The following is a 21,137-nucleotide window of genomic DNA, read 5'->3' as shown; positions in this document are numbered from 1 at the left end:
AATGGCAGTAGTAGCTAAATTGAAATACCAAAGATTAAGCCCTCAAAAAGCAAGATTAGTTGCTGATATTGTAAGAGGGAAAAATGCGTTGCAAGCATTGAACATTTTAAAATTTACAAACAAAAAAGCGGCATTATATATAGAAAAAACATTAAGATCAGCAATTGCAAACGCTGAACATAACAACAATATGGATCCTGACAAGCTATTCATATCAAGAATATTAATTGATAAAGGACCAGTGTTAAAAAGAATCAGCCCAAGAGCAATGGGAAGAGCTGACATTATTAGAAAACCAACAGCTCATATCACAGTAGAAGTTGATGAAAGAGAAGATTAGTTTAGACAAATAAGGAGGTAAGTCTGTGGGACAAAAAGTAGATCCTAGGGGGATAAGATTAGGAATCACAAGAACTTGGGATTCAAAATGGTTCGCTGAGGGGAAAGAATACGTAAACAATTTTCATGAAGATTTAAAAATAAAAAAATATATTAAGAAAAACTATTACCACGCAGGGATTTCTTCTATTCAAATAGAAAGAACATCACCTACAGAAGTGGCAGTTATTATAGAAACTGGAAAAGCTGGAATCCTAATCGGAAGAAAAGGACAAGAAATTGAAGCTTTAAAAGTAAAATTAGAAAAATTAACTGGTAAAAGAGTGCAAATTAAAGTACAAGAAATCAAAAATCCTAATAAAGATGCTCAATTAGTAGCAGAAAGCATTGCAACTGCAATTGAAAAAAGGGTTGCCTATAAAAGAGCAGTTCAGCAAGCTATTCAAAGAGCAGAAAAAGCTGGGATTAAAGGAATTAAAGTTATGGTATCGGGAAGATTGAATGGTGCCGAAATTGCAAGAAGTGAATGGACACTTTCAGGAAGAGTACCACTACATACTTTAAGAGCAGATGTTGATTATGCAACAGCTACTGCACACACTACATACGGTGCTTTAGGATTAAAAGTATGGATATTTAATGGTGAAGTTCTTTCTACTACAAAGGAAGGAGAAAACGAATAATATGTTAATACCTAAAAGAACGAAATATAGAAAACAGTTCAGAGGAAAAATGGGTGGCGTAGCGACTAAAGGAAACAAAGTTGATTTTGGTGAATTTGGACTTGCCGCTAAAGAATTTGGTTGGATTACTTCAAGACAAATTGAGGCTTGCAGGGTAACAATCAACAGAACATTTAAAAGAGAAGGTAAAATCTGGATAAGAATATTCCCTGATAAACCTTATACAAAAAGACCCGAAGGAACAAGAATGGGTAAAGGTAAAGGTAATGCAGAAGGTTGGGTAGCAGTAGTTAAAAAGGATAAAATAATGTTTGAAGTTGGCGGAGTATCAGAAGAGAAAGCCAAGGAAGCATTAAGAAAAGCTGGACATAAACTACCTATAAAAGTTAAATTTGTTAGAAAAGAAGAAGTAGGTGGTGATAAGTAATGACAATTAACGAAATTAGAGAATTATCATTGGAAGAATTGGAAGTTAAAGTAAATGAATTGAAACAAGAATTATTTAATTTAAAATTTCAAAAAACTCTTGGACAATTACAAAACACTGCTAAAATACGAGATGTTAAAAGAACAATAGCAAGACTAAAAACTGTTGTAACTGAAAAAACTGGTAAATAGGAGGATCAAGAGTGGAAAATAAAAGACACGAAAGAAAAGTAAGAGAAGGAATTGTTGTTTCTAATAAAATGGATAAAACTGTAGTTGTTCTTGAAGAAACAATGAAATTACATAAACTTTATAAAAAGAGAGTAAAAACTTCTAAAAAATATAAAGCGCACGATGAAAACAATGACTGTGGAATCGGAGATAAAGTGCAAATTATGGAAACTAGACCATTAAGTAAAGATAAAAGATGGAGAGTTGTTACAATCTTAGAAAGAGCTAAATAATTTAATCTTATTAAAAAAATTGCTTGATGTTTTATTTTCAATATTAAAATAAGAAGAAATAGTGTGAGTTAATATTTGAGAGGAGGAAATTTTAAATGGTTCAACAACAATCGATGCTTAATGTTGCTGATAACACTGGAGCTAAAAAAATCATGGTTATTAGAGTATTAGGTGGATCAAGAAGAAGATTCGGTAAAATCGGAGACATCGTAGTAGCAACTGTAAAAGAAGCTATACCAAACGGAAACGTTAAAAAAGGTGATGTAGTAAAAGCCGTAATCGTTAGAACAAGAAAAGAATTAAAAAGAGCAGACGGTTCATATATAAAATTTGATGATAATGCGGCAGTTATATTAAATACGGCATTAGAAGTAAGAGGGACAAGAATTTTTGGACCTGTAGCAAGAGAATTAAGAGCGAAAAACTTTATGAAAATAGTTTCTCTAGCACCAGAAGTATTATAGGAAGGAGAGTTAAACGTGGCTAAACCAAATTTAAAATCAGTACCTAAAAGATTGCATGTTAAAACTGGAGATACAGTTGTTGTAATTAGCGGTAGATCAAAAGATTTGTTACGTAATGAAAAGAGTACGCAAACTGGAGATAAAGGAAAAATTGGAAAAGTATTAAAAGTATTCCCTAAAACTGGAAAAATAATTGTTGAGGGTGTAAATATCAAAAAAAGACATATTAAACCTAACGCAATGAACCCACAAGGCGAAGTTGTAGAAAGAGAAATGCCGATCTTCTCGTCTAAAGTAATGCTTTGGGATGAAGGAGCAGGGAAACCTACAAGAGTAAGAAAAGAAATAAGAGATGGAAAAAAAGTAAGAATATCAGTTGTATCTGGTAACGAAATATAATATTTTAGAGAGGAGGATGTAATAAATGGCTGAAAAATATATTCCAAGATTACAGAAATTATACAAAGATGAAATAGTTTCATCATTATTGAAAGAATTAAATTTATCTAACGTTATGCAAGTGCCAAAACTTGATAAAATAGTAGTGAATATGGGGATTGGAGAAGCAGCAAGCAATCCTAAGCTAATAGATGCTGCTCTTGTTGAACTAGCACAAATTACAGGACAACAGCCTGTGGCAAGAGCTGCTAGAAAATCAGAAGCTGGATTTAAATTAAGAGAAGGACAAAAAATTGGAGCAAAAGTTACATTAAGAAAAGAAAAAATGTATGAATTCCTAGACAGATTAATCAGTATCACATTACCAAGGGTAAGAGATTTTGAAGGTGTTTCACCTAAAGGATTTGATGGAAGAGGAAACTATACATTAGGATTAAGAGAACAAATCGTATTCCCTGAAATTGAAATTGATAAAGTGGATAAAATCTTTGGAGTAGGAATCACAATTGTATCTACAGCACAAAATGATGAGCAGGGAAGAGCTTTATTAAAAGCATTCGGAATGCCGTTTGCAAAATAGTATTATTTTGAAGGAGGTGTAATTTAATCAATGGCTAAAAAAGCAATGGTTGAAAGAAATTTAAAAAGACAAAAAACAGTTGATAAATATGCGGCTAAAAGAGCTGAATTAAAAGCAAGAGCTAAAAAAGGTGATAGAGAAGCAATTTTAGAATTATCTAAATTACCAAGAAACGCTTCGCCTACAAGAGTTAGAAATAGATGTCAAATTAACGGAAGACCAAGAGGGTATATGAGAGAATTTGGTATTTCAAGAGTTATGTTCAGACAATTAGCAGGAGAGGGAGTTATTCCTGGAGTAAAAAAATCAAGTTGGTAATTTTGAGAGGAGGAAGAATTAATGTATTTAACAGATCCTATTGCTGATATGCTTACTAGAATCAGAAATGGAAACATGGCTAAACATGCACAAGTTGCAATACCATTTTCAAAAATTAAGGAAAGTATAGCAAATATATTAAAAAATGAAGGATATATAAACGGTTACGAAATTAAAGAAGAAGGAGCTATAAAGAATATAGTTGTTTCTTTAAAAACTGTAGATGGAGAAGCTGTAATCAAAGGTTTAAAAAGAATATCAAAACCTGGAAGAAGAGTTCATACATCTGTAGAAAATTTACCTAAAGTATTGGGTGGATTAGGAATTGCCATTGTCTCAACACCACAAGGTGTTATTACAGACAAGGAATGCAGAAAGCATAACGTTGGCGGAGAAGTTCTTTGCTACGTGTGGTAATTTACGCATTTTATAAATTAGGAGGATAAACAATGTCAAGAATAGGTAAAAAACCTATAACTATACCTGCTGGCGTTGAGGTTAAGCAGGATGGAAATACTTTTACTGTAAAAGGGCCAAAAGGGCAGTTAGTAAAAGAATTAAGCAGTGAAATTAAAGTAAATATTGATGGTAATGAAATTACATTTGAAAGATCAAGTGATTTACCAAATATCAGAGCTCTTCATGGAACTACAAGAGCAAATTTCAACAATATGATTGTTGGAGTAAGTGAAGGATTTACTAGAGGACTGGAATTGGTCGGAGTAGGATATAGAGTACAGGCTAGCGGTAAGGGATTAACATTATCTTTAGGATATTCACATCCAGTTGAAATTGAAGCAGTAGAAGGAATCACTTTCAAAGTTGAAGGAAATACTAAAATTTCTGTTGAAGGAATTGACAAGCAGTTAGTTGGACAAGTTGCTGCAAACATCAGGGCTAAACGTCCACCTGAACCATATAAAGGAAAAGGTGTTAAATACGCTGATGAAGTAATTAGAAGAAAAGAAGGTAAGAAAGGATAGGAGGTAGATTTTAATGGTAAAAAAACTTGATAGAAATAAATTAAGACAAAAAAAACATAGAAGTATTAGAAAAAAAATCGTTGGAACTGCTGAAAGACCTAGACTTGCTGTGTATAGAAGTTTACAAAATATTTTTGTTCAAGTAATTGATGATACAACAGGAAACACTTTAGTTTCTGCATCAACTATTGAAAAAGGTGCAAAAATTGAAAATGGTTCAAATATCGAAGCAGCTAAACAAATAGGAGAAAGAATTGCTAAAAAAGCATTAGATAAAGGAATTACTGCTGTTGTATTCGACAGAGGAGGATACGTGTACACAGGAAGAGTTAAAGCTGTGGCAGATGCTGCGAGAGAAGCAGGATTAAAATTCTAAAGATAAGGAGGATTTATTTTGGCTAGAGATAGAGATAACAGAGAAAGAGAAAGTGAATACAAAGAAAGACTTTTAAGAATAAGCAGAGTTTCTAAAACTGTTAAAGGAGGAAGAAGAATTTCGTTCTCAGTATTAGCAGCTGTTGGAGATGAAAAAGGAAAAGTAGGTATCGGTTTAGGAAAAGCTAACGGTGTACCTGATGCAATTAGAAAAGCCATTGCGAACGCTAAGAAAAACTTAGTAAATGTTTCATTAAAAGGTGGAACTTTACCACATGAGCAAATTGGTAAATATAATGCAACTTCTGTATTATTGAAACCAGCTTCAAAAGGGACAGGAGTTATCGCCGGTTCAGCAACTAGGGAATTACTCGAGTTAGCAGGTGTAAAGGATGTGCTTACAAAAATTAGAGGTTCAAAAACTAAAGATAACGTTGCAAGAGCAACTTTGGAAGGTTTAAAACAATTACGTTCTCTTGAAAACGTAGCAAGACTTAGAGGAAAATCAGTTGAAGAAATTTTAGGATAATAAGGTTAGGAGGTAAAATTAATGTCTAAAGTAAAAGTAACGCTTGTAAAAGGAATTAATGGAAGAAAACCTAATCATGTTGCGACTGTAAAATCACTTGGATTAAGAAAAATCAGTCAAAGTGCAGTTCATAACAAAACTGCTGATATTGAAGGAAAAATTAAATTAGTTTCTTATTTACTTAAAGTAGAGGAGGTTTAGAATAGATGAATCTTAATGAATTAAGACCTGCTGCTGGATCGAAAAGAGAAAGAAGAAGAGTAGGAAGAGGACATGGAACTGGCTGGGGGAAAACAGCTGGTAAAGGTCACAATGGACAAAAACAAAGATCAGGTTCATATGTATCACCTGTATTTGAAGGTGGGCAAATGCCTATTATTAGAAGAATTCCTAAAAGAGGATTTTCTAATGCGCCGTTTAAAAAAGACATAATAGTAATTACATTGGCTGATATTGTTGGAAGATTTAATGATGGAGATGTAGTTAGCTTACAAACATTAGTTGAAAATGGAATAGTTAAAAACCCTAAATTTATAACAAAATATTCTGATGAGGCTTTAAGAAATACAAAAGGCAGAAGAGCTGTAAGGGAATATTTAAATGTAAACATTGAGTCATATGTAAAAGAAAAAGATTTTACAAGCTTGTTAAAAATCATAGGGAATGCAGAAGTTAATAAAAAATTAACTGTAAAAGCACACAAAATTTCTAAAACAGCTAAAGAATTAATTGAAAAGGCTGGAGGAAATGTAGAATTATTAGAAGTAAGATCATATTCAGCTAAAGCAGGAAATAATAAAAAAGAAGATGGGAATAAGTAAGATTTAATATCTTGCTTTTTCTTCATATACTAAAGGAGTGATAGAATTGACTCTAGCTGAAGCAGTAACAAGCAGGGTAAAAGCTATTTTTAATATACCCGAACTAGAAAAAAGAGTAACATTTACATTACTTATGATAATGGTTGCAAGAGTTGGAATTCATATAGCAGTTCCGGGAATTAATACAGAGGCTTTTAAAAATTTCCAGCAGGGAAATGCAATTGCTCAATTTTTAAATTTATTTTCGGGTGGAGCTGTTGAAAGAGCTTCAATTTTTGCATTGGGAATCGTCCCGTATATTAATGCTTCCATCGTATTTCAATTATTAGGAGTAATTTTCCCTAAAATAGATGAAATGCAAAAGGAAGGCGGAAAAGAAAGAGATAAAATAACTCAATGGTCAAGATATGTAACAATCGTGCTGGCAATAATTCAGTCATTTGGAATTGCAGTCTTAATGCAAAATCAAGGATTGGTATTGGAGCCAGGACCAAAATTCATACTTAGTACAGTAGTTCTAATTACAGGTGGAACTTCGTTTTTGATGTGGATTTCTGAAAGAATTTCAATAAGAGGTATTGGAAATGGTACATCAATGTTAATTTTCTTAAATATTGTTGCAGGATTGCCATCTGTTATTAGTGCTATGCTTACAGGATTGCCTAGTGGAATGGGAAGAGTTTTATTAGGCTTATCAATTGTAGTATTCATAGTATTCATTGCATTAATGGTAATTGTACAGCTGGCTGAAAGAAGAATTCCTATCCAATATGCAGGTAAAGGAAGTCTTGGATTTGGAGGAGGGCAAAGTACAGTTGGAAAAAGAACATATTTGCCATTAAAAATAAATATGTCTGGAGTAATGCCAATAATCTTTGCGTCAGTATTAATGGCAGCGCCGTCATTTTTGGTTTCAATGATGAAAAGTGGAAACTTGAAAAACTTTTTAGCAGCTCAGTTTGAGCCAAAAGGTGTATTTTATCTGTTACTGTTTGCAATATTAATTACAGTATTCTCATTTTTCTATACGCTTACTATCGCTTTTGATCCAGACAAAGTGTCTGATGATTTGAAACAGAGCGGAGGAACAATTCCAACAGTAAGGGCTGGAAAGGAAACGGCTGACTATTTGGAAAAAGTTGCCACAAGAGTAACATTTGGAAGTGCGATATTTTTATCACTATTGGGAATTATGCCAAATATCTGGTTTGGATATGTCTTAAAGCTTCCAGTTATGCTTGGAGGAACGAGTTTGCTAATCTTAGTCGGAACAGCTGTAGAACTGTTATTGCAAATAGATTCTTATTTAGCAGTTAAACAGATGAAGAGTTTTGTAAATAGAAGAAAGCGTTAAAAAATAAAAATTTAACAATTGAAATATAATTTTAAAGAGGGTGTCTCATAAGTCAAAAATAATTTTAATAACATAAATGTTATATATTTTTAAAAATCAACAGATATTATTTTTATTGATTTTATAAATATAGTAAAATATATAAAATTTATGATTTAGTAATTTTATTTACTTTATGATACAGCCCCTTTTTTATTGACTTTATTAATTTTAATCAGTTAATTTTCTTCTTCATTAAAGTAGTAAGGTTCGGTTCTTCTTGACAGCAAATAAATATAATAATTTTTATTTTTAGTAATTTAGTATAAGTAAATAAAGTATATAAAAATCTAACTTATTAATAATATTTGTGAATATCATAAAATTATTTATTTTAGTTCAGTTTCTATCTGTTTTTTATGTATGTATCCTGTACCGGCAGGATATGCAAAAATAATATAATACCAATCACCATATTTGTTTATTACCATAAATTCTTCTCCTTTTTCAGTTTTTCCTATAATAGATGCATTAATTTCAGGTAATTTTTTTACCTCTGCATTTTCTTTAGGTCTTATTTTTTTCATTTTTGTTTTATATTTTTTATCTTCCAAATCATTTAAATTTTTTAAAAATATGGCTTTTGTATTTTTTAATTTTGTGACACTGGAAATTTTTGCATAGTATACAGGAAAACCTGCCCCACAAGTCAATCTTACTCCAATGTTTGAAACGTTAATAATTACTGGTTGAACAGCATAATCTATTTTTTTTGCAAGAAGTTTATTTGCTTCATTAAAATTTTCTTTTAAAAATTTTTCTTTATCTTTGCGGGATAATTCAATTTCTAACGTTTTTCCGTTGTAACTATTTTTATCTTTGGGAATTAAATCAAAAATTATTGAATCATCTTCATCATTGTCATCATAGCAATCTTCATCAATAGATGCAACAAGCAATCCCTCTATATTTACTGGTTTAAATGTAGCTTTGTGATTTTTGTCAGTATCACTTTTTCCAATAAAACAGAATAACAAAACAAGAAAAAATATAAAAAATATTCCTTTGTTTATTTTACTTTTCATAAAAATTATCTCCTCACTTTTATTAATATTATTCTTTTATACATTATAATTAAAATCATAAATATTTTTTAAATGTATAGCTAATTTCTTAAATTTATTTTTTTCTTTTTTTCAATATTTCATCTATTATTTTTACCCTGTTCTCATAAATGTATTCAGGTATATAAACCTGTTTATTTGGTTCATACCAGAAAAACTGGCTAAAATAATTTTTCAGATCTTTTTTAGAAAAATCATATCCAAATTTTGCAAAAGGGTAGTTTCTTAGTACCTCAAGCTGAAAAGTGCTTAATTTATCCAATTCTTTTATTGCTTTATCGCCTGCAGGCCACCCCTTTAATGTAAGATTACTTCCTATTTCGTCTTCGAGCGGATCTCTAAATTTATATCCATTTATTTTTATGTCAGATTTTACGCCTAAAATATAACGATCCATTGGTATGTGGGAATAAAAGTCTTTGTCTGGAGCAAAATTTTTGGATTTATATCTTACATATCCATTTTTTAATTTTGCATATACTATTTCAGAATACCCTTTTTCCAGTTTACTTTTATCCAGAAATACAATATCTCCATCCCCAACTATTTCCCATTTTATTGGTTTTCCATCATTCCAAAATGTATATGGCAGAGAAAATAGTTCATTTTTTTTCATATTTATGATAATTTCAAAATCATCAACTTTTTTGTTTTTCCATTTTGAAATAGTTGTCAATACGTATCGGTATTCCCCTCTATTATACGTTGAAATTGCTCCTCTATATGAATAGCTGTGATTTATGGTATTTTCTCCCTTTTTTAAATCAGCTTTAAAGTAATAGACAGATGCTCTGCTGTATTTATTTTTATATTCTTTTTCTTCTTCTGGCGTAAAAAAACCTTTATTTAAAAATTCATTCATTTTTCCAATACGGATTTTTACTTCTTGTCCATTTACAACAGTTTTAAAATTTTCTATGCTTGCAGAATCATATCCTGTGCCACTTGGAGCATTATCGGCATCATTATATTCATCAGGCGGTGTTATAAATCCTATTGTTCTAGTTCCTGCAGACGAACTGTCAAATACAAAATTTACTGATACATCCATAAACCCGTCATCTCTTAGGTTAAATTCTATTTTTTCTTTTTTTATAGTCATATCAGAAATTTGAAGTGGAATAAGATGTTCCCCCTGCGACATAAATTCCCAGTCATTTCCAAAAGAAAATATGCAAGTTATTAGAAATATTATTATACTGACTAGTTTTTTCATAATAATCTACTTCCTTTCTTATAAATATTTATATTTTAATATATAACATTTTTGTTTAAATTTTGAAAGTTTTTTGAATAATATGTTTCTTACATGATTGAAGTAATCAGGGTTTGAATAAAATCAGAAAAATTAAAAAAGTGTATAATATTTTTTTTGAGCTTGGTAAATAATTCACATAATTTTGTATATTTTTATTGTATTTTTCAGTAACTGGAGAAGTAAGCTGACTGAAATTTCTTATATATCGTTGTGTCTAGTGTTAAGTTGATTTATTTATTAGTGTTGATATGAATATATGTTTGTAAAAATTTAAGTTTTTGTGTTAATAATTAACAGACTTTATTTATAAAATTAGTATAGCATAAGAAGATTAAAGAAAAATGAGAATTTCAAGAAAAAAATCCCTAAAAAAGAGATTATCTTGACTTAGAGATTTTTTATTAAAATTTATTCGTTAATTTTTTAAATATTTTCTTTTCAACAAATATGAAATAAGTTCCAATATAATTGCTACTCCAAATATTAGATATACAAAGACTCCTATTTCTCTTATATCAAAATACATGCTTCCTGACATAAACATATCGTATCCAATTCCACCTGCTCCAGCCGCCGCTCCCACTAATACAGCATTTGTAAAATTTATTTCAAAACGGATAAATGTCCACGATAAAAGGGATGTAATAGTGCTTGGCAATACAGCCTGAAATATTATTTTCCAGAATGAAGCGCCTGTTGCCATAAGAGCTTCTATTATTCCGCTGTCAATTTCTTCAATGCTTTCGGAGTAGGCTTTTACAAGGTAGGCAACGCTGTGAAAAGTCATTCCAATAATTGCCGCTTCTACGCCGACATTTGCCACGACTGAAAAAACCATAACCCATAATATTGTTGGGATGGCACGGATAAACGATATGCCTAGCTTTATAGTTCTGGAAATGTATCTGCCTGATAAATTTTGCGCTGCAAAGAAAGATAGAAATAGTGCTATAAATGAACCTATAATTGTTGTAAGTGCAGCTAAGGCAATTGTTACCGCAAGACTAAACAAAATTTGATTAAAGGTATTTCTTTCAGATAGCTTGGGAGAAAAGAACATTGTTCCTAAATCTTTAAAAAAATGCCCGGTCGCTTCACCAATGTTTACACCGCCAAAATCCATTGTGACTAATGTATAAATCGTAATAATTGACAATAGGGACAAGGTTATGTATAAATAAATTTTTGATTTTGTGAGTTTTTTAATTCTTATTTTTTCCAAAAGAAAATTCACCTTCCTTCTGTTAATTTGTTTTACATCATTTCTTTTCTAAGTTTGTTAGACAGAATTTCGATTCCGATTACAATAACTGTAACTATTAAAATTACAAGTCCGGCGGCATCATACCTAAAACTTTTGTAATACAGGCTAAATGTGAATCCAATTCCAGTTCCTGTCAAAATACCAACTAGTGTAGATTCCCGAACACCTGTTTCGATAAAAAACAGAAGCCACGACAAGAGCTGTGAGGAAACGCTTGGAATAACTCCACAGAATATTATCTGAAAATAGGAAGCTCCAACTGATTTCAGTGCTTCAATCACATCACCTGCAACATCGTCAATTGTTTCGGAAAAGGCACGTGTCAAGTAACCAAATGTTATTAGAAATAATGCGAGAAAACCTGTAAATTGGCTCTGCTTGAAGGAAAATACCAGTATTAAAGCCCATGCGACAATTGGAATATTTCTAAAAAATGAAGCAATTACTTTTGTTGTAATTTTTGTAAAAATATTGATTCCAGTTGAGTTTGAGCCAATTATTGCGAGAAATAACGCAAAAGTTGCAGAAATCATTGTGGAAGTTATGGCAAGCAGAACGGTTTTTATTGCCGAATTCATAATTTCTGGAAAATATTGCAAAGCATTCTGTGTAGGTATAAACTTTTGTAACAGCCAAAAAATGCCAGCTGGAATTGAGGAAAAAGCCATTCCATTCTGAAAGCCTGAAATAATGGAGGATATTGCATAAATCAGGATAATTATTGATAAAAATATAATTTTGGAATAAAATCTCCGTTTAAAAACATCTTTTTTATTTAAATTCATAAAGCCTCCTTATTGTATCTGCTCTTCATCTTTGTAAATAAATTCAATCATATCGTCTGTAAGGTGTTCTGTTTTATCGTCAAAAATTTTTTCACCTTTATTCAAGGCAATAATCCTGTCAGAATACTTTTTGGCAATATCAACCTGATGAAGATTCACAATGCACGTAATTTTCAGCTCAGAAACAATTTTTTCTAGATAGTCCATTATATTTTCAGCAGTCTTGGGATCAAGTGAAGCGATTGGCTCGTCGCAAAGTAAAAGTTTTGGCTTTTGCATAATTGCCCTTGCAATTCCTACACGCTGTTTTTGCCCTCCAGACAGTTCATTACACTTCTGGTAAGCATACTTAGTCATATTTACCTTTTCAAGAAAGCTAAAAGCCTCTTTTTTCTCCTCTTCTGAATAAATGCCTAATATTCCAGCAATTATCGACTTATACCCAAGTCGTCCATGAAGCACGTTTTCAATAACGGTAAGCCTTTCCACAAGGTTATAATTTTGAAAAATCATTCCAATTTCCCGTCTGACAAGCTCTATTTCTCCCTTTTTCAAGTTTTCAATATTTTTATCTTCAAATAAAATTGAACCTTCTGAAATATCAATCATTTTATTAATACTTCTGAGAAGTGTCGATTTTCCCGAACCTGATGGCCCAATAACCGATATAAATTCACCCTTTTCCACATCAAATGAAACGTTTTTCAAGGCAATTGTCCCATTGTCATATTTTTTTGAAACATTTTTTATACTTAATAACATAAATATTTCCTTTCTCTGAACTTTTGATAGCGAAAGCTGTGAGTCTTAAAATGGTTTCGCTATACAAACAAAAGTTTAAAAAATAAGGCATATCAGTTGTGGTATGCCTATAATTTCCAAAAAATTTATCTGTTTCCGATATTAATTTTGCTGGAATTCTGATTTTCATTTTGGTTCTTGTTATTGTCAGGATTATTATTTGAATTATTTAAAATATTAATGGTGGAGTTATTATTCTGGCTGTTATTTTCGGAAGCTGTGTTGCTAGCTGGCTGTTCAAATGTAACAATAGTTCCTAGTGATAATAAATCCTTTTGCAGTTTGTCAAGTTTAGTTTTTTGCGCATAGACACTGTCAATTAATGTTTCGATATTTTTATTGTCTTCTTCATATTTAGCCATAATTTGCTGATAATTGTTATTTCTCAAATTTTCAATTTTCTGAGTCAGCAATGTTTTTTCTTCATCAGTCAGCACAGTGTGGTTTAAGTTTTTAAAGTTATTATTTTCAAGAACAAGTTCTGAAGCAAGTTTTACAACTTTTCCTTCAAGTAAGTCATTTTTTGCATATTCAATAATGGAACTTATTTTATTGGCTGCAAATAATGTCTTGGAAGTGAAATTATCCTTGTTATAAATAATTTCATAACCATTGTTCTGCCCTTTTATTAATGCTTTTGCACTGTTTTCCAATAAGACTTCTCCAGTCACTTTTGTATTGCTTCCATTCAGACCTCTAGCTATGATTTTTCCATCGTTAATATTAATGTCTGATATTCTCATATTCAAGTCTTTTATTTCTTTTATAAGGGCAGCTGATTTTAAGGCAGTGTTTAATGAAGTTTCCAAGTCTTTCCCTTTATCCAAAAATATATACAGGTTCATATTTTGGGTGCTGTTGCTGGAATTAATGTTATTGAAGTCATTTAACGAAATTTCCTTTTCCAGCTTGGTTAGATTATCTGAAACGTTTGTAAGTGCAATGTTCCGCTCCATTTCAATTTCAGAAATATTTTTTTCAATATTTTCCTTTTCCGCATCGATAGCCTTTGTTAAAGGCTTTATTTCGTTGTTAAGTTCTACAATCTTCTGAGCCTTGCTTTTTAAGTCTGTAAGTCCTACATAATCCTGTTTCAGCACGTTAACTTTTTCAATGTTCTCACGTAATTTGCTATTAATAAAATTGTCGGTATTAGTTGTCAAAGCTGTAACTTTATCTGTAGTTTCCTTAATAAAATCAGCTGTTGATTTATCTGCCTTCTCCTGAGCGGTAAGCGAATTTATTTTATCAGTAAAAGTATCAATTTGAGCATTTCTTTCCTTATAAATTCCATCCAAATTAACGTCTTCCAGCTTCAGGTTAGACAATGTCAGTTTTGGTACGAGTTTGAACAGCCCGGTTCTAATAACTCCGACAGTAGCCCGCCCTTTTCCCAGGCTTTTTCCATTAACTACAAAATTATCAAAAACCATTTCGCTGTTCTTTATGGAAAATTTTACATTTTCAAATTCCGAATGTTTGGTTTTTGTCATGTATGAAACAATATTGCTGGAAAATATTACACCAGAAAGCAGGATAACTAGAACTATTAATACAAGGCTTAACAAATATTTCAATATTTTCACAAAATAACCTCCTTTTCAGCATTTAGTATTCTTTTACATTAAATAAGCTGTTAAAAATAGATGCTATAAATTTTATATCTATTTAAAACAGCTCCTTTCTATTTTAAAGCCCTTTTGAAATAAAACTTAGGGACTTAAGTAACATAGCCAAAACTTTTAAGTTAGTTTTAAAGCAGTCTTACTGCATAGTTAAATTTTAAACTTGGAAATTGTTTCCTAATTTAAGTTTCGCATGTAATAAATTATTTGATATTTTTTACTGCTTCATCAATATTTGATAATTTATATTCATCAGTTACGGATTTTATAAATTTTTGCTGTTCGGCTTGTCTTTTTTGATTTCTTAATTGAGTTTTTATAGCGTCCTTAACTTTTTCAAAAGGAATCAGTCCTTTAGTATTTTTTTCCAAAACTTTTACAATGTACAAGTCATTTCCAACAGTAACGACGCTATTTACGATTTTTCCAGGCGCTACATTTTTAATAGCTTCATTTAAAGGGCCAAAACGGCTTTCCAGCTGACTTAATGGAATTTCCTGAGTTTCACCGTTTTCAGTAACTCCTTGAATGCTTGCGTTATATTTTTGTGCATAAGCAGTAAAATTGGCTGGATTTGCAACGGCTTCCTTTAATACTTGATTTGCCTTTGCTGAATCTGAAGTATTAAATACGATAAGCTGCAGTCTTACAGTATCTTCCTGACGTGTAAAATTAGCCGCATTTGCATCATAAATATTTTTTGCATCTTCATCGCTAACTTTTGCCTTGTCATTAAGTTCATTAAATATAGCTAAATTGGCCAATAGTTGTTCCTGCAAGATATTTTGGCTTTCAGTGTATTTTTTGTCCTTGTTAAGTTTTTCCTCTTTTCCTTTCAAGGCGATTGCCCTATTTATAGCGATATTTTTTATAATAGACTGTCTCATTTGTGTAATTTGCTCAGGAGTGAGATCTTTTTCAGTCAGTCCATTGGAAAATAATCCTTTTTCCAATTCATTATTAACTTCGCTTTCGTATACTTTTATTTTTTTATCTGACGACTCAAATAAAACCTTTCCACTTTGTCCTCCATTATTTCCGCAAGACATTGCAAATATGCATAATAGAGTTAAGACACCTATTTTAATTTTATTTTTCATTATATTTGCCCTCCAAACTAATTTTTAGATTTAATTTATGTTTTTAGTATATCATAACATTACAAACATTTCAAATTTTTAATTTTATTTGGACAGAGTAAAAAATTTAAAATAATATGCCTATTTTAAAATAAGAATTTGATAAATGACAAAAATTTTCTCTATTTTTCAATAAAATATTTTTTAATAAAAAAATGCAGTCAAATAAGCTGCATTCTGATAACTTTTAAATTATTCTGTTAAATGTCTGAATAACTGGAGCATTTTCACACATTTCTACTAATAGTGGTATAATTCTGGTAAAATGTTCACTTGAATTATGTTTTTTAATAGCTTCATTGGATTTCCATTCCTCAACAAATACAAATTGATTTTCTTTTTCTGAATTTTGCTGTAAATGGTAGGAAACACATCCTTCTTCCTTACGGCTTTCTTCTATAAGTTCATTACAAAGTTTGATAAAGTCAGATAATTTATCGTTTTTCACTTGAAAACTTGCCAGTATATGAATCATGCTTATTCTCTCCTTAAAATTTTTTATTTAGTAAATATTTGTAAAAAAAAATACCTACAATAATCGCAAGTACAAATTAACTAGTATAATTAATGGTGCCTAGAAGAAGATTCGAACTTCCGACCCTACGGGTATGAACCGTATGCTCTAGCCAACTGAGCTATCTAGGCATTTGGTGGCGGGAGCTGGATTTGAACCAACGACCTTCGGGTTATGAGCCCGACGAGCTACCATGCTGCTCTATCCCGCGACAATAATGTAGTTTCTATTAAGTGGTGCCTCGGGCCGGACTTGAACCGGCACGGGATAAATTCCCACAGGATTTTAAGTCCTGTGCGTCTACCGATTTCGCCACCAAGGCATTTAAAAAGCAAACTTACAAATAACATTATATAGTATTTTTTTGAATTTGTCAACAACTTTTTTTCTAGATTTTTTTTGAGTAAAGTGATAGAATAAAGTATAAGATAAATTTGAGAATCCTGAGATTCTTTAGAAAAGGGAGAGAATGTGTAAAATGTATAAAATATTTAAAGATGTAGAGCATAGAGTGCTTAAAGAGGGAAAAAACTTTGAAATAAAGGGTATTGAGTATGATTCACGAAAAATCGAGAAAGACTTCGTATTTGTGGCAATGGCTGGAAGTGTGGCAGATGGGCATGATTTTATTCAGAAGGCAATTGACAGCGGAGCCAAGATGATTATTGTGGAAAAAAATGTGACTATGGCTGAGTATGAGAATGCTGATGATGTAACTTTTGTTTTAGTGGAAGACATAAGAAAAAAACTAGGGACAATAGCATCAAATTATTATGATTATCCGCAAGATAAAATAAAAATTATTGGAATTACGGGAACAAACGGGAAAACTACATCAAGTTTTATTTTAGAAAACATTTTGGAAAATACAGCTAGAATAGGGACAACAGGAAACCGTATTTTAGACGAGGAATTTGAAACATTAAATACGACTCCTGAATCGCTGGAACTAATAAAATTAATTGATAAAAGTGTAAAAAGAGGAGCAGATTACTTTATAATGGAAGTCAGCTCGCACGCATTGGAAATTGGACGTGTGGATATGCTGCAATTTGATTCTGCAATATTTACGAATTTGACACAGGATCATCTGGATTTTCATAAGACAATGGAAAATTATTTTAATGCCAAGAAAAAATTATTCTCAATGTTGAGAAATGACAAAAAAAATAACGGGACAGGCGTAATTAACATTGATGATGAATATGGATCAAAAATTTATTCTGAAAAAAAATCCAGCAACTATATTTCGATAGGTGTGAGAAATGAAGAAGCTGACATCTGGGGAGATATTGTAAATTATACAAATAACGGAATGAAAGTGAAAATAGACTTAAAAAATTATTTAGAAAAAACAAATCCTCGTTTAAAGGATATAAATGAAGAGCAAAAGGAAGAATACAAATTTGAAGTCGATTTAGTCGGAGAATATAATTTATATAATATTCTTGGCTGTGTGGCTTCTGCATTGTCACTTGGCATTGAAATGAGCTATATTGTGAAAAAACTGGAAAAAATGCCGCCTGTACCAGGAAGATTTGAAACAATAAAAAATGATTTGGAAGTACGGATTGTAGTTGACTTTGCACATACAGACGACGGGCTTTTAAATGTCGGAAAAACTTTAAAGCAAATCACAGATAATCAGGTAATAACAATATTTGGCGCAGGTGGTGACAGAGATCACGAAAAACGTCCAAAAATGGCAAAAGCAGCCGCAAAATTCAGCGATTACATCATTCTGACTTCAGACAATCCCCGTACAGAAAACCCGGTAAAAATTTTAGCGGATATAGAAAAAGGGCTTATTGAAGAAAAATATCCATTTGACAAATATTTAATTATCGCTGACAGAAAAAGAGCAATAAAACACGGTATGAAATTACTTCAAAAAGGCGACAGCCTGTTAATCGCAGGAAAAGGGCATGAAACTTATCAAATAATCGGAACTGAAAAAACGCATTTTGATGATAGGGAAGTTGTGAGAGATATTTTGGAAGAGATGGAGTAATTTTGGGCAGTAAAATGATACGCCTGAACTAGAGACTTCTAAAATAATTGAATTTAACGAAAAAAAATAAAAAATCCGACAATTTATGAAAAAACGTACAGAGGTTATATATTTAAATTAGTTGGAGATAAGAAACTTTATTAAAATTAGGAAACAAAGGATTTTATAAAATATCTGAAGAATTTAGAGATTTATATGTAAAAGACAATTTTATTGTGAGAGTACTAATAAAAATATTAGAAATAATTTTAAATAATCGCTACATAAAAATAGCGGTTATTTTTTTGTACATATACAAAGAATCATACAAAAAATAACGGGGCCGCATATTGAAAAAATATAAAAAATTTGATATAATCACTTTAACTGGAAAATAAAAGTTAAAAAGCGCCAGCCCTTTTGGAATAATCAATGTAAACGATGATATTTCAGAAGGTGACGAGGGAAGGAGTTATCGAAATAATCGGCGGATGCTCTTTAGGTGGTTACAACCTTAATAATATACAAAAATTTCGAGTAATTGGGATTACAAAGGTATTATAGTAGCATTTTTTAGTAATTTTATATTATGAAGGAGAAGTATTATGTGTGGAATTGTAGGTTACATTGGAGCGAAAAATGCTCAGGAATTTGTTATTGATGGGTTGGAAAAATTGGAGTACAGAGGGTATGATTCGGCTGGGATTGCTGTTAATACTGGAAATGAAAAATTTGAGATTGTGAAAAAAGTTGGAAAATTGCAGAATTTGGCTGATGAGCTGAAAAAACATCCGCTTTCAGGGACAGTTGCGATAGGGCATACAAGATGGGCGACTCATGGTAAGCCATCTGATGAAAATTCACATCCTCATTTTAACAAGGATAAGACATTAGTCGTTGTTCACAATGGAATTATTGAAAATTATCTGGAACTAAAAAAAGATTTAATTGCCAAAGGATATGAGTTTGTTTCTGAAACTGATACGGAAGTTGTGGCACATTTGCTAGATAGCCTTTATGAAGGTGATTTATTAGAAGCTGTAAAAAAATTGTTAAAAATTATTAAAGGTGCGTATGCGCTAGGAATGATGTCAATTTCAGAGCCTGACAGAATTATCGCTGCGAGAAAAGAAAGTCCGTTAATAGTAGGTTTAGGGAAAGGTGAGAATTTTATTGCTTCTGACATTCCAGCAATTTTGAAATATACAAGAGATGTATATTTGATTGAAAATAATGAAATCGTGGAAATAAAAAAAGATTCTGTAAAAATTATGGATACTGAAGGAAATGAGATAAAAAGAGATGTAACACACGTTGAGTGGGATTTGGAAGCAGCTTCAAAAGGTGGGTATGAATATTTTATGGAAAAAGAAATTCATGAGCAGCCAGAAGTGCTTGTAAAAACTTTAAACAGCAGAGTTGATGAAAATTATAATATTAATTTTGATAATACGGGGCTTACAAAGGAATATTTGAGCGGAATCAATGATATTTATATCGTGGCTTGCGGAACTGCTTATCACGCCGGGCTTGCCGGAAAGCATATTATTGAGAAAAAAACAAGAATCCGTGTGGATGTTGACATTGCGTCAGAATTTAGATATAGAAACCCTGTGATTGATGATAAAGCATTGGTTATTGTGTTAAGCCAGTCTGGAGAAACTTTAGATACGCTTGAGGCTATGAAAGAAGCGAAAAGACATGGGGCAAGAGTTGTTGCAATTACAAATGTAGTTGGCTCTTCGATAGCAAGAGAAGCGGATCACGTTATTTACACTTGGGCAGGGCCTGAAATCGCTGTTGCTTCTACAAAGGCGTACACTACTCAAATGGTAATTTTAAATTTGATGGCAATTGATTTTGCATATAAATTTGGAAAAATTACAAAAGATGAAGCAGTTGAAGATATTAAGAAATTGTATGATGTGGAGCAAAGTATTCAGAAAATGCTGGAATATGACGAAAAAATAAAAAATGTCGCAGACAAGATTAAAGATAGCGAAAGCATGTTCTATCTTGGACGTGGGCTTGACTATGTAATCGCTGTGGAAGGGGCGTTAAAATCCAAGGAAATTTCGTATATTCATTCAGAGGCTTTTGCTTCAGGGGAATTAAAACATGGTACAATTGCACTTATTACAGATGGAGTGCCAGTTGTTGTAAACGTTACACAGTCTGATTTGTTTGAAAAATCAGTATCAAATATAAAGGAAGTTACTTCAAGAGGAGCCTACGTTATCGCAATTGCAAAAGAAGGAAATACAGTTGTGGAAGAAGTGGCGGATGAAGTGTTCTATATTCCAGATGTGGCAGATGATTACGCAGGATTTCCAACAATCGTGATTCATCAGCTATTAGCATACTATTTATCAAAGTTAAAAGGAAATGATGTTGATAAGCCAAGAAACTTGGCAAAATCAGTAACTGTGGAATAAGATAATTATCTAATAATTATAAATAATGATGAAAATGGAGGAGAAGATTATGAAATTTGATGATTTGAAAAAAGGTGCAGAAGATGCTTTGAAAAAAACTGTAGATGGAGCAAAAGACTTGGCTGACAAGGCTGCTGACAAAACAAAGGAAATTGCAGGGAGCGAAGTTGCTCAGAATATTAAAAAAGGAACAGAAGAAGTTTTTGAAAAAACTGTGGAAGGCGCAAAAGATTTAGCAGAAAAAGCTTCAAATAATAAAATTGTTCAAGATGTGAAAAAAGGCACTGAGGAAGCAGTAGACAAAACAGTAGAAGGGGCTAAGGGCTTAGCAAATAAAGTTACTGGAATGTTTAAGAAATAGTAAAAGGAAAAAAGTAATAAAAAATGTTAGTTGGAGTATCAGTTTTGGTGCTCCATATTTTTTTGATAATTTTTTAAAATGCTTTGTTATTTTTTATGAAATTTGGTATAATTAACTTAAATAAAAA

General features: G+C 31.5%; 27 protein-coding genes and 3 tRNA genes. 19 read left to right on the top strand and 11 right to left on the bottom strand.

Annotated features, from left to right (window positions below; genetic code table 11):
- The first annotated feature begins 1 nt into the window (after position 1).
- The 16 genes from rplV (at position 2) to secY (ending at position 7,735) form a co-directional block, all read left to right on the top strand.
- A complete protein-coding gene (gene rplV, locus HW275_RS05640; protein ID WP_178935622.1) occupies positions 2 to 340 on the top strand; it encodes a 50S ribosomal protein L22 in 339 nt (112 codons plus the stop codon).
- A gap of 25 nt (positions 341 to 365) precedes the next feature.
- Positions 366 to 1,022, top strand: a complete 657-nt coding sequence (rpsC, locus tag HW275_RS05635; protein ID WP_021744154.1) for a 30S ribosomal protein S3 — start codon at positions 366 to 368, stop codon at positions 1,020 to 1,022.
- 1 nt (position 1,023) lies between these two features.
- Positions 1,024 to 1,449, top strand: a complete 426-nt coding sequence (gene rplP / locus HW275_RS05630) for a 50S ribosomal protein L16 (protein WP_178935621.1) — start codon at positions 1,024 to 1,026, stop codon at positions 1,447 to 1,449.
- Complete coding sequence (rpmC, locus tag HW275_RS05625; protein ID WP_006806082.1) at positions 1,449 to 1,640, top strand: 50S ribosomal protein L29; 192 nt, start codon at positions 1,449 to 1,451, stop codon at positions 1,638 to 1,640. Before rplP ends, rpmC begins: the two co-directional genes overlap by 1 nt.
- 11 nt (positions 1,641 to 1,651) lie before the next feature.
- Positions 1,652 to 1,912 carry a 30S ribosomal protein S17 gene (gene rpsQ, locus HW275_RS05620; RefSeq protein WP_178935620.1) on the top strand — a complete coding sequence of 87 codons (261 nt, stop codon included), beginning with the start codon at positions 1,652 to 1,654 and terminating at the stop codon, positions 1,910 to 1,912.
- A 95-nt stretch (positions 1,913 to 2,007) separates the two neighbouring features.
- Positions 2,008 to 2,376, top strand: a complete 369-nt coding sequence (gene rplN / locus HW275_RS05615; RefSeq protein ID WP_012806357.1) for a 50S ribosomal protein L14 — start codon at positions 2,008 to 2,010, stop codon at positions 2,374 to 2,376.
- Between the two features lie 15 nt (positions 2,377 to 2,391).
- Positions 2,392 to 2,775, top strand: coding sequence for a 50S ribosomal protein L24 (gene rplX, locus HW275_RS05610; RefSeq protein WP_369682576.1), 384 nt, complete (start codon positions 2,392 to 2,394; stop codon positions 2,773 to 2,775).
- A gap of 25 nt (positions 2,776 to 2,800) precedes the next feature.
- The gene (gene rplE / locus HW275_RS05605; protein ID WP_178935619.1) at positions 2,801 to 3,355 is read left to right on the top strand and encodes a 50S ribosomal protein L5; all 555 of its coding nucleotides are present in this window, start codon (positions 2,801 to 2,803) and stop codon (positions 3,353 to 3,355) included.
- 30 nt (positions 3,356 to 3,385) lie between these two features.
- Positions 3,386 to 3,673 carry a 30S ribosomal protein S14 gene (gene rpsN / locus HW275_RS05600; protein WP_178935618.1) on the top strand — a complete coding sequence of 96 codons (288 nt, stop codon included), beginning with the start codon at positions 3,386 to 3,388 and terminating at the stop codon, positions 3,671 to 3,673.
- 21 nt (positions 3,674 to 3,694) lie between these two features.
- Positions 3,695 to 4,090: a 30S ribosomal protein S8 gene (gene rpsH, locus HW275_RS05595; protein ID WP_178935617.1), complete on the top strand. Its 396-nt coding sequence runs from the start codon at positions 3,695 to 3,697 to the stop codon at positions 4,088 to 4,090.
- Between the two features lie 32 nt (positions 4,091 to 4,122).
- Positions 4,123 to 4,656, top strand: coding sequence for a 50S ribosomal protein L6 (gene rplF, locus HW275_RS05590; RefSeq protein WP_178935616.1), 534 nt, complete (start codon positions 4,123 to 4,125; stop codon positions 4,654 to 4,656).
- A 13-nt stretch (positions 4,657 to 4,669) separates the two neighbouring features.
- Entirely contained in the window at positions 4,670 to 5,032 is a 363-nt protein-coding gene (gene rplR / locus HW275_RS05585) for a 50S ribosomal protein L18 (RefSeq protein WP_178935615.1), read from the top strand.
- A gap of 18 nt (positions 5,033 to 5,050) precedes the next feature.
- Positions 5,051 to 5,560, top strand: a complete 510-nt coding sequence (rpsE, locus tag HW275_RS05580) for a 30S ribosomal protein S5 (protein WP_178935614.1) — start codon at positions 5,051 to 5,053, stop codon at positions 5,558 to 5,560.
- 21 nt (positions 5,561 to 5,581) lie between these two features.
- Entirely contained in the window at positions 5,582 to 5,761 is a 180-nt protein-coding gene (gene rpmD, locus HW275_RS05575; RefSeq protein ID WP_006806072.1) for a 50S ribosomal protein L30, read from the top strand.
- A gap of 5 nt (positions 5,762 to 5,766) precedes the next feature.
- Positions 5,767 to 6,381, top strand: a complete 615-nt coding sequence (gene rplO / locus HW275_RS05570) for a 50S ribosomal protein L15 (protein WP_178935613.1) — start codon at positions 5,767 to 5,769, stop codon at positions 6,379 to 6,381.
- Between the two features lie 46 nt (positions 6,382 to 6,427).
- Positions 6,428 to 7,735 (top strand): preprotein translocase subunit SecY, encoded by a 1,308-nt coding sequence (gene secY / locus HW275_RS05565; protein WP_178935612.1) that lies wholly within the window; start codon positions 6,428 to 6,430, stop codon positions 7,733 to 7,735.
- A 368-nt stretch (positions 7,736 to 8,103) separates the two neighbouring features.
- On the opposite strand, the gene HW275_RS05560 is transcribed toward secY, so the two are convergent.
- The 11 genes from HW275_RS05560 to HW275_RS05510 form a co-directional block, all read right to left on the bottom strand.
- Entirely contained in the window at positions 8,104 to 8,799 is a 696-nt protein-coding gene (locus tag HW275_RS05560) for an SH3 domain-containing protein (protein WP_178935611.1), read from the bottom strand.
- Between the two features lie 94 nt (positions 8,800 to 8,893).
- Positions 8,894 to 10,054, bottom strand: coding sequence for a YARHG domain-containing protein (locus HW275_RS05555; protein ID WP_178935610.1), 1,161 nt, complete (start codon positions 10,052 to 10,054; stop codon positions 8,894 to 8,896).
- A gap of 457 nt (positions 10,055 to 10,511) precedes the next feature.
- On the bottom strand, positions 10,512 to 11,318 hold the full coding sequence (locus HW275_RS05550; RefSeq protein WP_218975099.1) for an ABC transporter permease: 807 nt from the start codon (positions 11,316 to 11,318) through the stop codon (positions 10,512 to 10,514).
- Positions 11,319 to 11,350: 32 nt separating this feature from the next.
- Positions 11,351 to 12,145 carry an ABC transporter permease gene (locus HW275_RS05545; RefSeq protein WP_178935608.1) on the bottom strand — a complete coding sequence of 265 codons (795 nt, stop codon included), beginning with the start codon at positions 12,143 to 12,145 and terminating at the stop codon, positions 11,351 to 11,353.
- 9 nt (positions 12,146 to 12,154) lie between these two features.
- A complete protein-coding gene (gene phnC / locus HW275_RS05540; protein ID WP_178935607.1) occupies positions 12,155 to 12,907 on the bottom strand; it encodes a phosphonate ABC transporter ATP-binding protein in 753 nt (250 codons plus the stop codon).
- Between the two features lie 125 nt (positions 12,908 to 13,032).
- Positions 13,033 to 14,532: a hypothetical protein gene (locus HW275_RS05535; protein WP_178935606.1), complete on the bottom strand. Its 1,500-nt coding sequence runs from the start codon at positions 14,530 to 14,532 to the stop codon at positions 13,033 to 13,035.
- Between the two features lie 242 nt (positions 14,533 to 14,774).
- Positions 14,775 to 15,671: a peptidyl-prolyl cis-trans isomerase gene (locus HW275_RS05530; protein WP_178935605.1), complete on the bottom strand. Its 897-nt coding sequence runs from the start codon at positions 15,669 to 15,671 to the stop codon at positions 14,775 to 14,777.
- Between the two features lie 226 nt (positions 15,672 to 15,897).
- Positions 15,898 to 16,185 (bottom strand): putative quinol monooxygenase, encoded by a 288-nt coding sequence (locus HW275_RS05525; RefSeq protein WP_178935604.1) that lies wholly within the window; start codon positions 16,183 to 16,185, stop codon positions 15,898 to 15,900.
- Positions 16,186 to 16,278: 93 nt separating this feature from the next.
- Positions 16,279 to 16,355 (bottom strand) — tRNA-Met (locus HW275_RS05520).
- A 3-nt stretch (positions 16,356 to 16,358) separates the two neighbouring features.
- Positions 16,359 to 16,435, bottom strand: a tRNA-Met gene (locus tag HW275_RS05515).
- 23 nt (positions 16,436 to 16,458) lie between these two features.
- Positions 16,459 to 16,546: transfer RNA gene (locus tag HW275_RS05510), tRNA-Leu, on the bottom strand.
- Positions 16,547 to 16,702: 156 nt separating this feature from the next.
- Between HW275_RS05510 and HW275_RS05505 the strand changes: the two genes are divergently transcribed.
- The 3 genes from HW275_RS05505 (at position 16,703) to HW275_RS05495 (ending at position 21,010) form a co-directional block, all read left to right on the top strand.
- Positions 16,703 to 18,235 carry a UDP-N-acetylmuramoyl-L-alanyl-D-glutamate--2,6-diaminopimelate ligase gene (locus HW275_RS05505; RefSeq protein WP_178935603.1) on the top strand — a complete coding sequence of 511 codons (1,533 nt, stop codon included), beginning with the start codon at positions 16,703 to 16,705 and terminating at the stop codon, positions 18,233 to 18,235.
- A gap of 584 nt (positions 18,236 to 18,819) precedes the next feature.
- Positions 18,820 to 20,649: a glutamine--fructose-6-phosphate transaminase (isomerizing) gene (glmS, locus tag HW275_RS05500; RefSeq protein WP_178935602.1), complete on the top strand. Its 1,830-nt coding sequence runs from the start codon at positions 18,820 to 18,822 to the stop codon at positions 20,647 to 20,649.
- Positions 20,650 to 20,698: 49 nt separating this feature from the next.
- Positions 20,699 to 21,010: a hypothetical protein gene (locus HW275_RS05495; RefSeq protein ID WP_178935601.1), complete on the top strand. Its 312-nt coding sequence runs from the start codon at positions 20,699 to 20,701 to the stop codon at positions 21,008 to 21,010.
- The last annotated feature ends 127 nt before the right edge of the window (positions 21,011 to 21,137 follow it).

This window comes from Leptotrichia sp. oral taxon 223 (genome assembly GCF_013394795.1).
In the GTDB taxonomy this organism is placed as follows: Bacteria; Fusobacteriota; Fusobacteriia; order Fusobacteriales; family Leptotrichiaceae; genus Leptotrichia.
The sequence above is the reverse complement of the archived record's forward strand: the minus strand, read 5'-3'. Positions and strand labels throughout refer to the sequence as shown.

Bases quoted from the DNA above. Each gene is read 5' to 3' on its own strand.
- rplV (WP_178935622.1), top strand. From the start codon at position 2: ATGGCAGTAGTAGCTAAATTGAAATACCAAAGATTAAGCCCTCAAAAA.
- rplP (WP_178935621.1), top strand. From the start codon at position 1,024: ATGTTAATACCTAAAAGAACGAAATATAGAAAACAGTTCAGAGGAAAA.
- rpmC (WP_006806082.1), top strand. From the start codon at position 1,449: ATGACAATTAACGAAATTAGAGAATTATCATTGGAAGAATTGGAAGTT.
- rplN (WP_012806357.1), top strand. From the start codon at position 2,008: ATGGTTCAACAACAATCGATGCTTAATGTTGCTGATAACACTGGAGCT.
- rplE (WP_178935619.1), top strand. From the start codon at position 2,801: ATGGCTGAAAAATATATTCCAAGATTACAGAAATTATACAAAGATGAA.
- rpsN (WP_178935618.1), top strand. From the start codon at position 3,386: ATGGCTAAAAAAGCAATGGTTGAAAGAAATTTAAAAAGACAAAAAACA.
- rpsH (WP_178935617.1), top strand. From the start codon at position 3,695: ATGTATTTAACAGATCCTATTGCTGATATGCTTACTAGAATCAGAAAT.
- rplF (WP_178935616.1), top strand. From the start codon at position 4,123: ATGTCAAGAATAGGTAAAAAACCTATAACTATACCTGCTGGCGTTGAG.
- rplR (WP_178935615.1), top strand. From the start codon at position 4,670: ATGGTAAAAAAACTTGATAGAAATAAATTAAGACAAAAAAAACATAGA.
- rpmD (WP_006806072.1), top strand. From the start codon at position 5,582: ATGTCTAAAGTAAAAGTAACGCTTGTAAAAGGAATTAATGGAAGAAAA.
- rplO (WP_178935613.1), top strand. From the start codon at position 5,767: ATGAATCTTAATGAATTAAGACCTGCTGCTGGATCGAAAAGAGAAAGA.
- HW275_RS05560 (WP_178935611.1), bottom strand. From the start codon at position 8,799: ATGAAAAGTAAAATAAACAAAGGAATATTTTTTATATTTTTTCTTGTT.
- HW275_RS05555 (WP_178935610.1), bottom strand. From the start codon at position 10,054: ATGAAAAAACTAGTCAGTATAATAATATTTCTAATAACTTGCATATTT.
- HW275_RS05545 (WP_178935608.1), bottom strand. From the start codon at position 12,145: ATGAATTTAAATAAAAAAGATGTTTTTAAACGGAGATTTTATTCCAAA.
- phnC (WP_178935607.1), bottom strand. From the start codon at position 12,907: ATGTTATTAAGTATAAAAAATGTTTCAAAAAAATATGACAATGGGACA.
- HW275_RS05530 (WP_178935605.1), bottom strand. From the start codon at position 15,671: ATGAAAAATAAAATTAAAATAGGTGTCTTAACTCTATTATGCATATTT.
- HW275_RS05525 (WP_178935604.1), bottom strand. From the start codon at position 16,185: ATGATTCATATACTGGCAAGTTTTCAAGTGAAAAACGATAAATTATCT.
- HW275_RS05505 (WP_178935603.1), top strand. From the start codon at position 16,703: ATGTATAAAATATTTAAAGATGTAGAGCATAGAGTGCTTAAAGAGGGA.
- glmS (WP_178935602.1), top strand. From the start codon at position 18,820: ATGTGTGGAATTGTAGGTTACATTGGAGCGAAAAATGCTCAGGAATTT.
- HW275_RS05495 (WP_178935601.1), top strand. From the start codon at position 20,699: ATGAAATTTGATGATTTGAAAAAAGGTGCAGAAGATGCTTTGAAAAAA.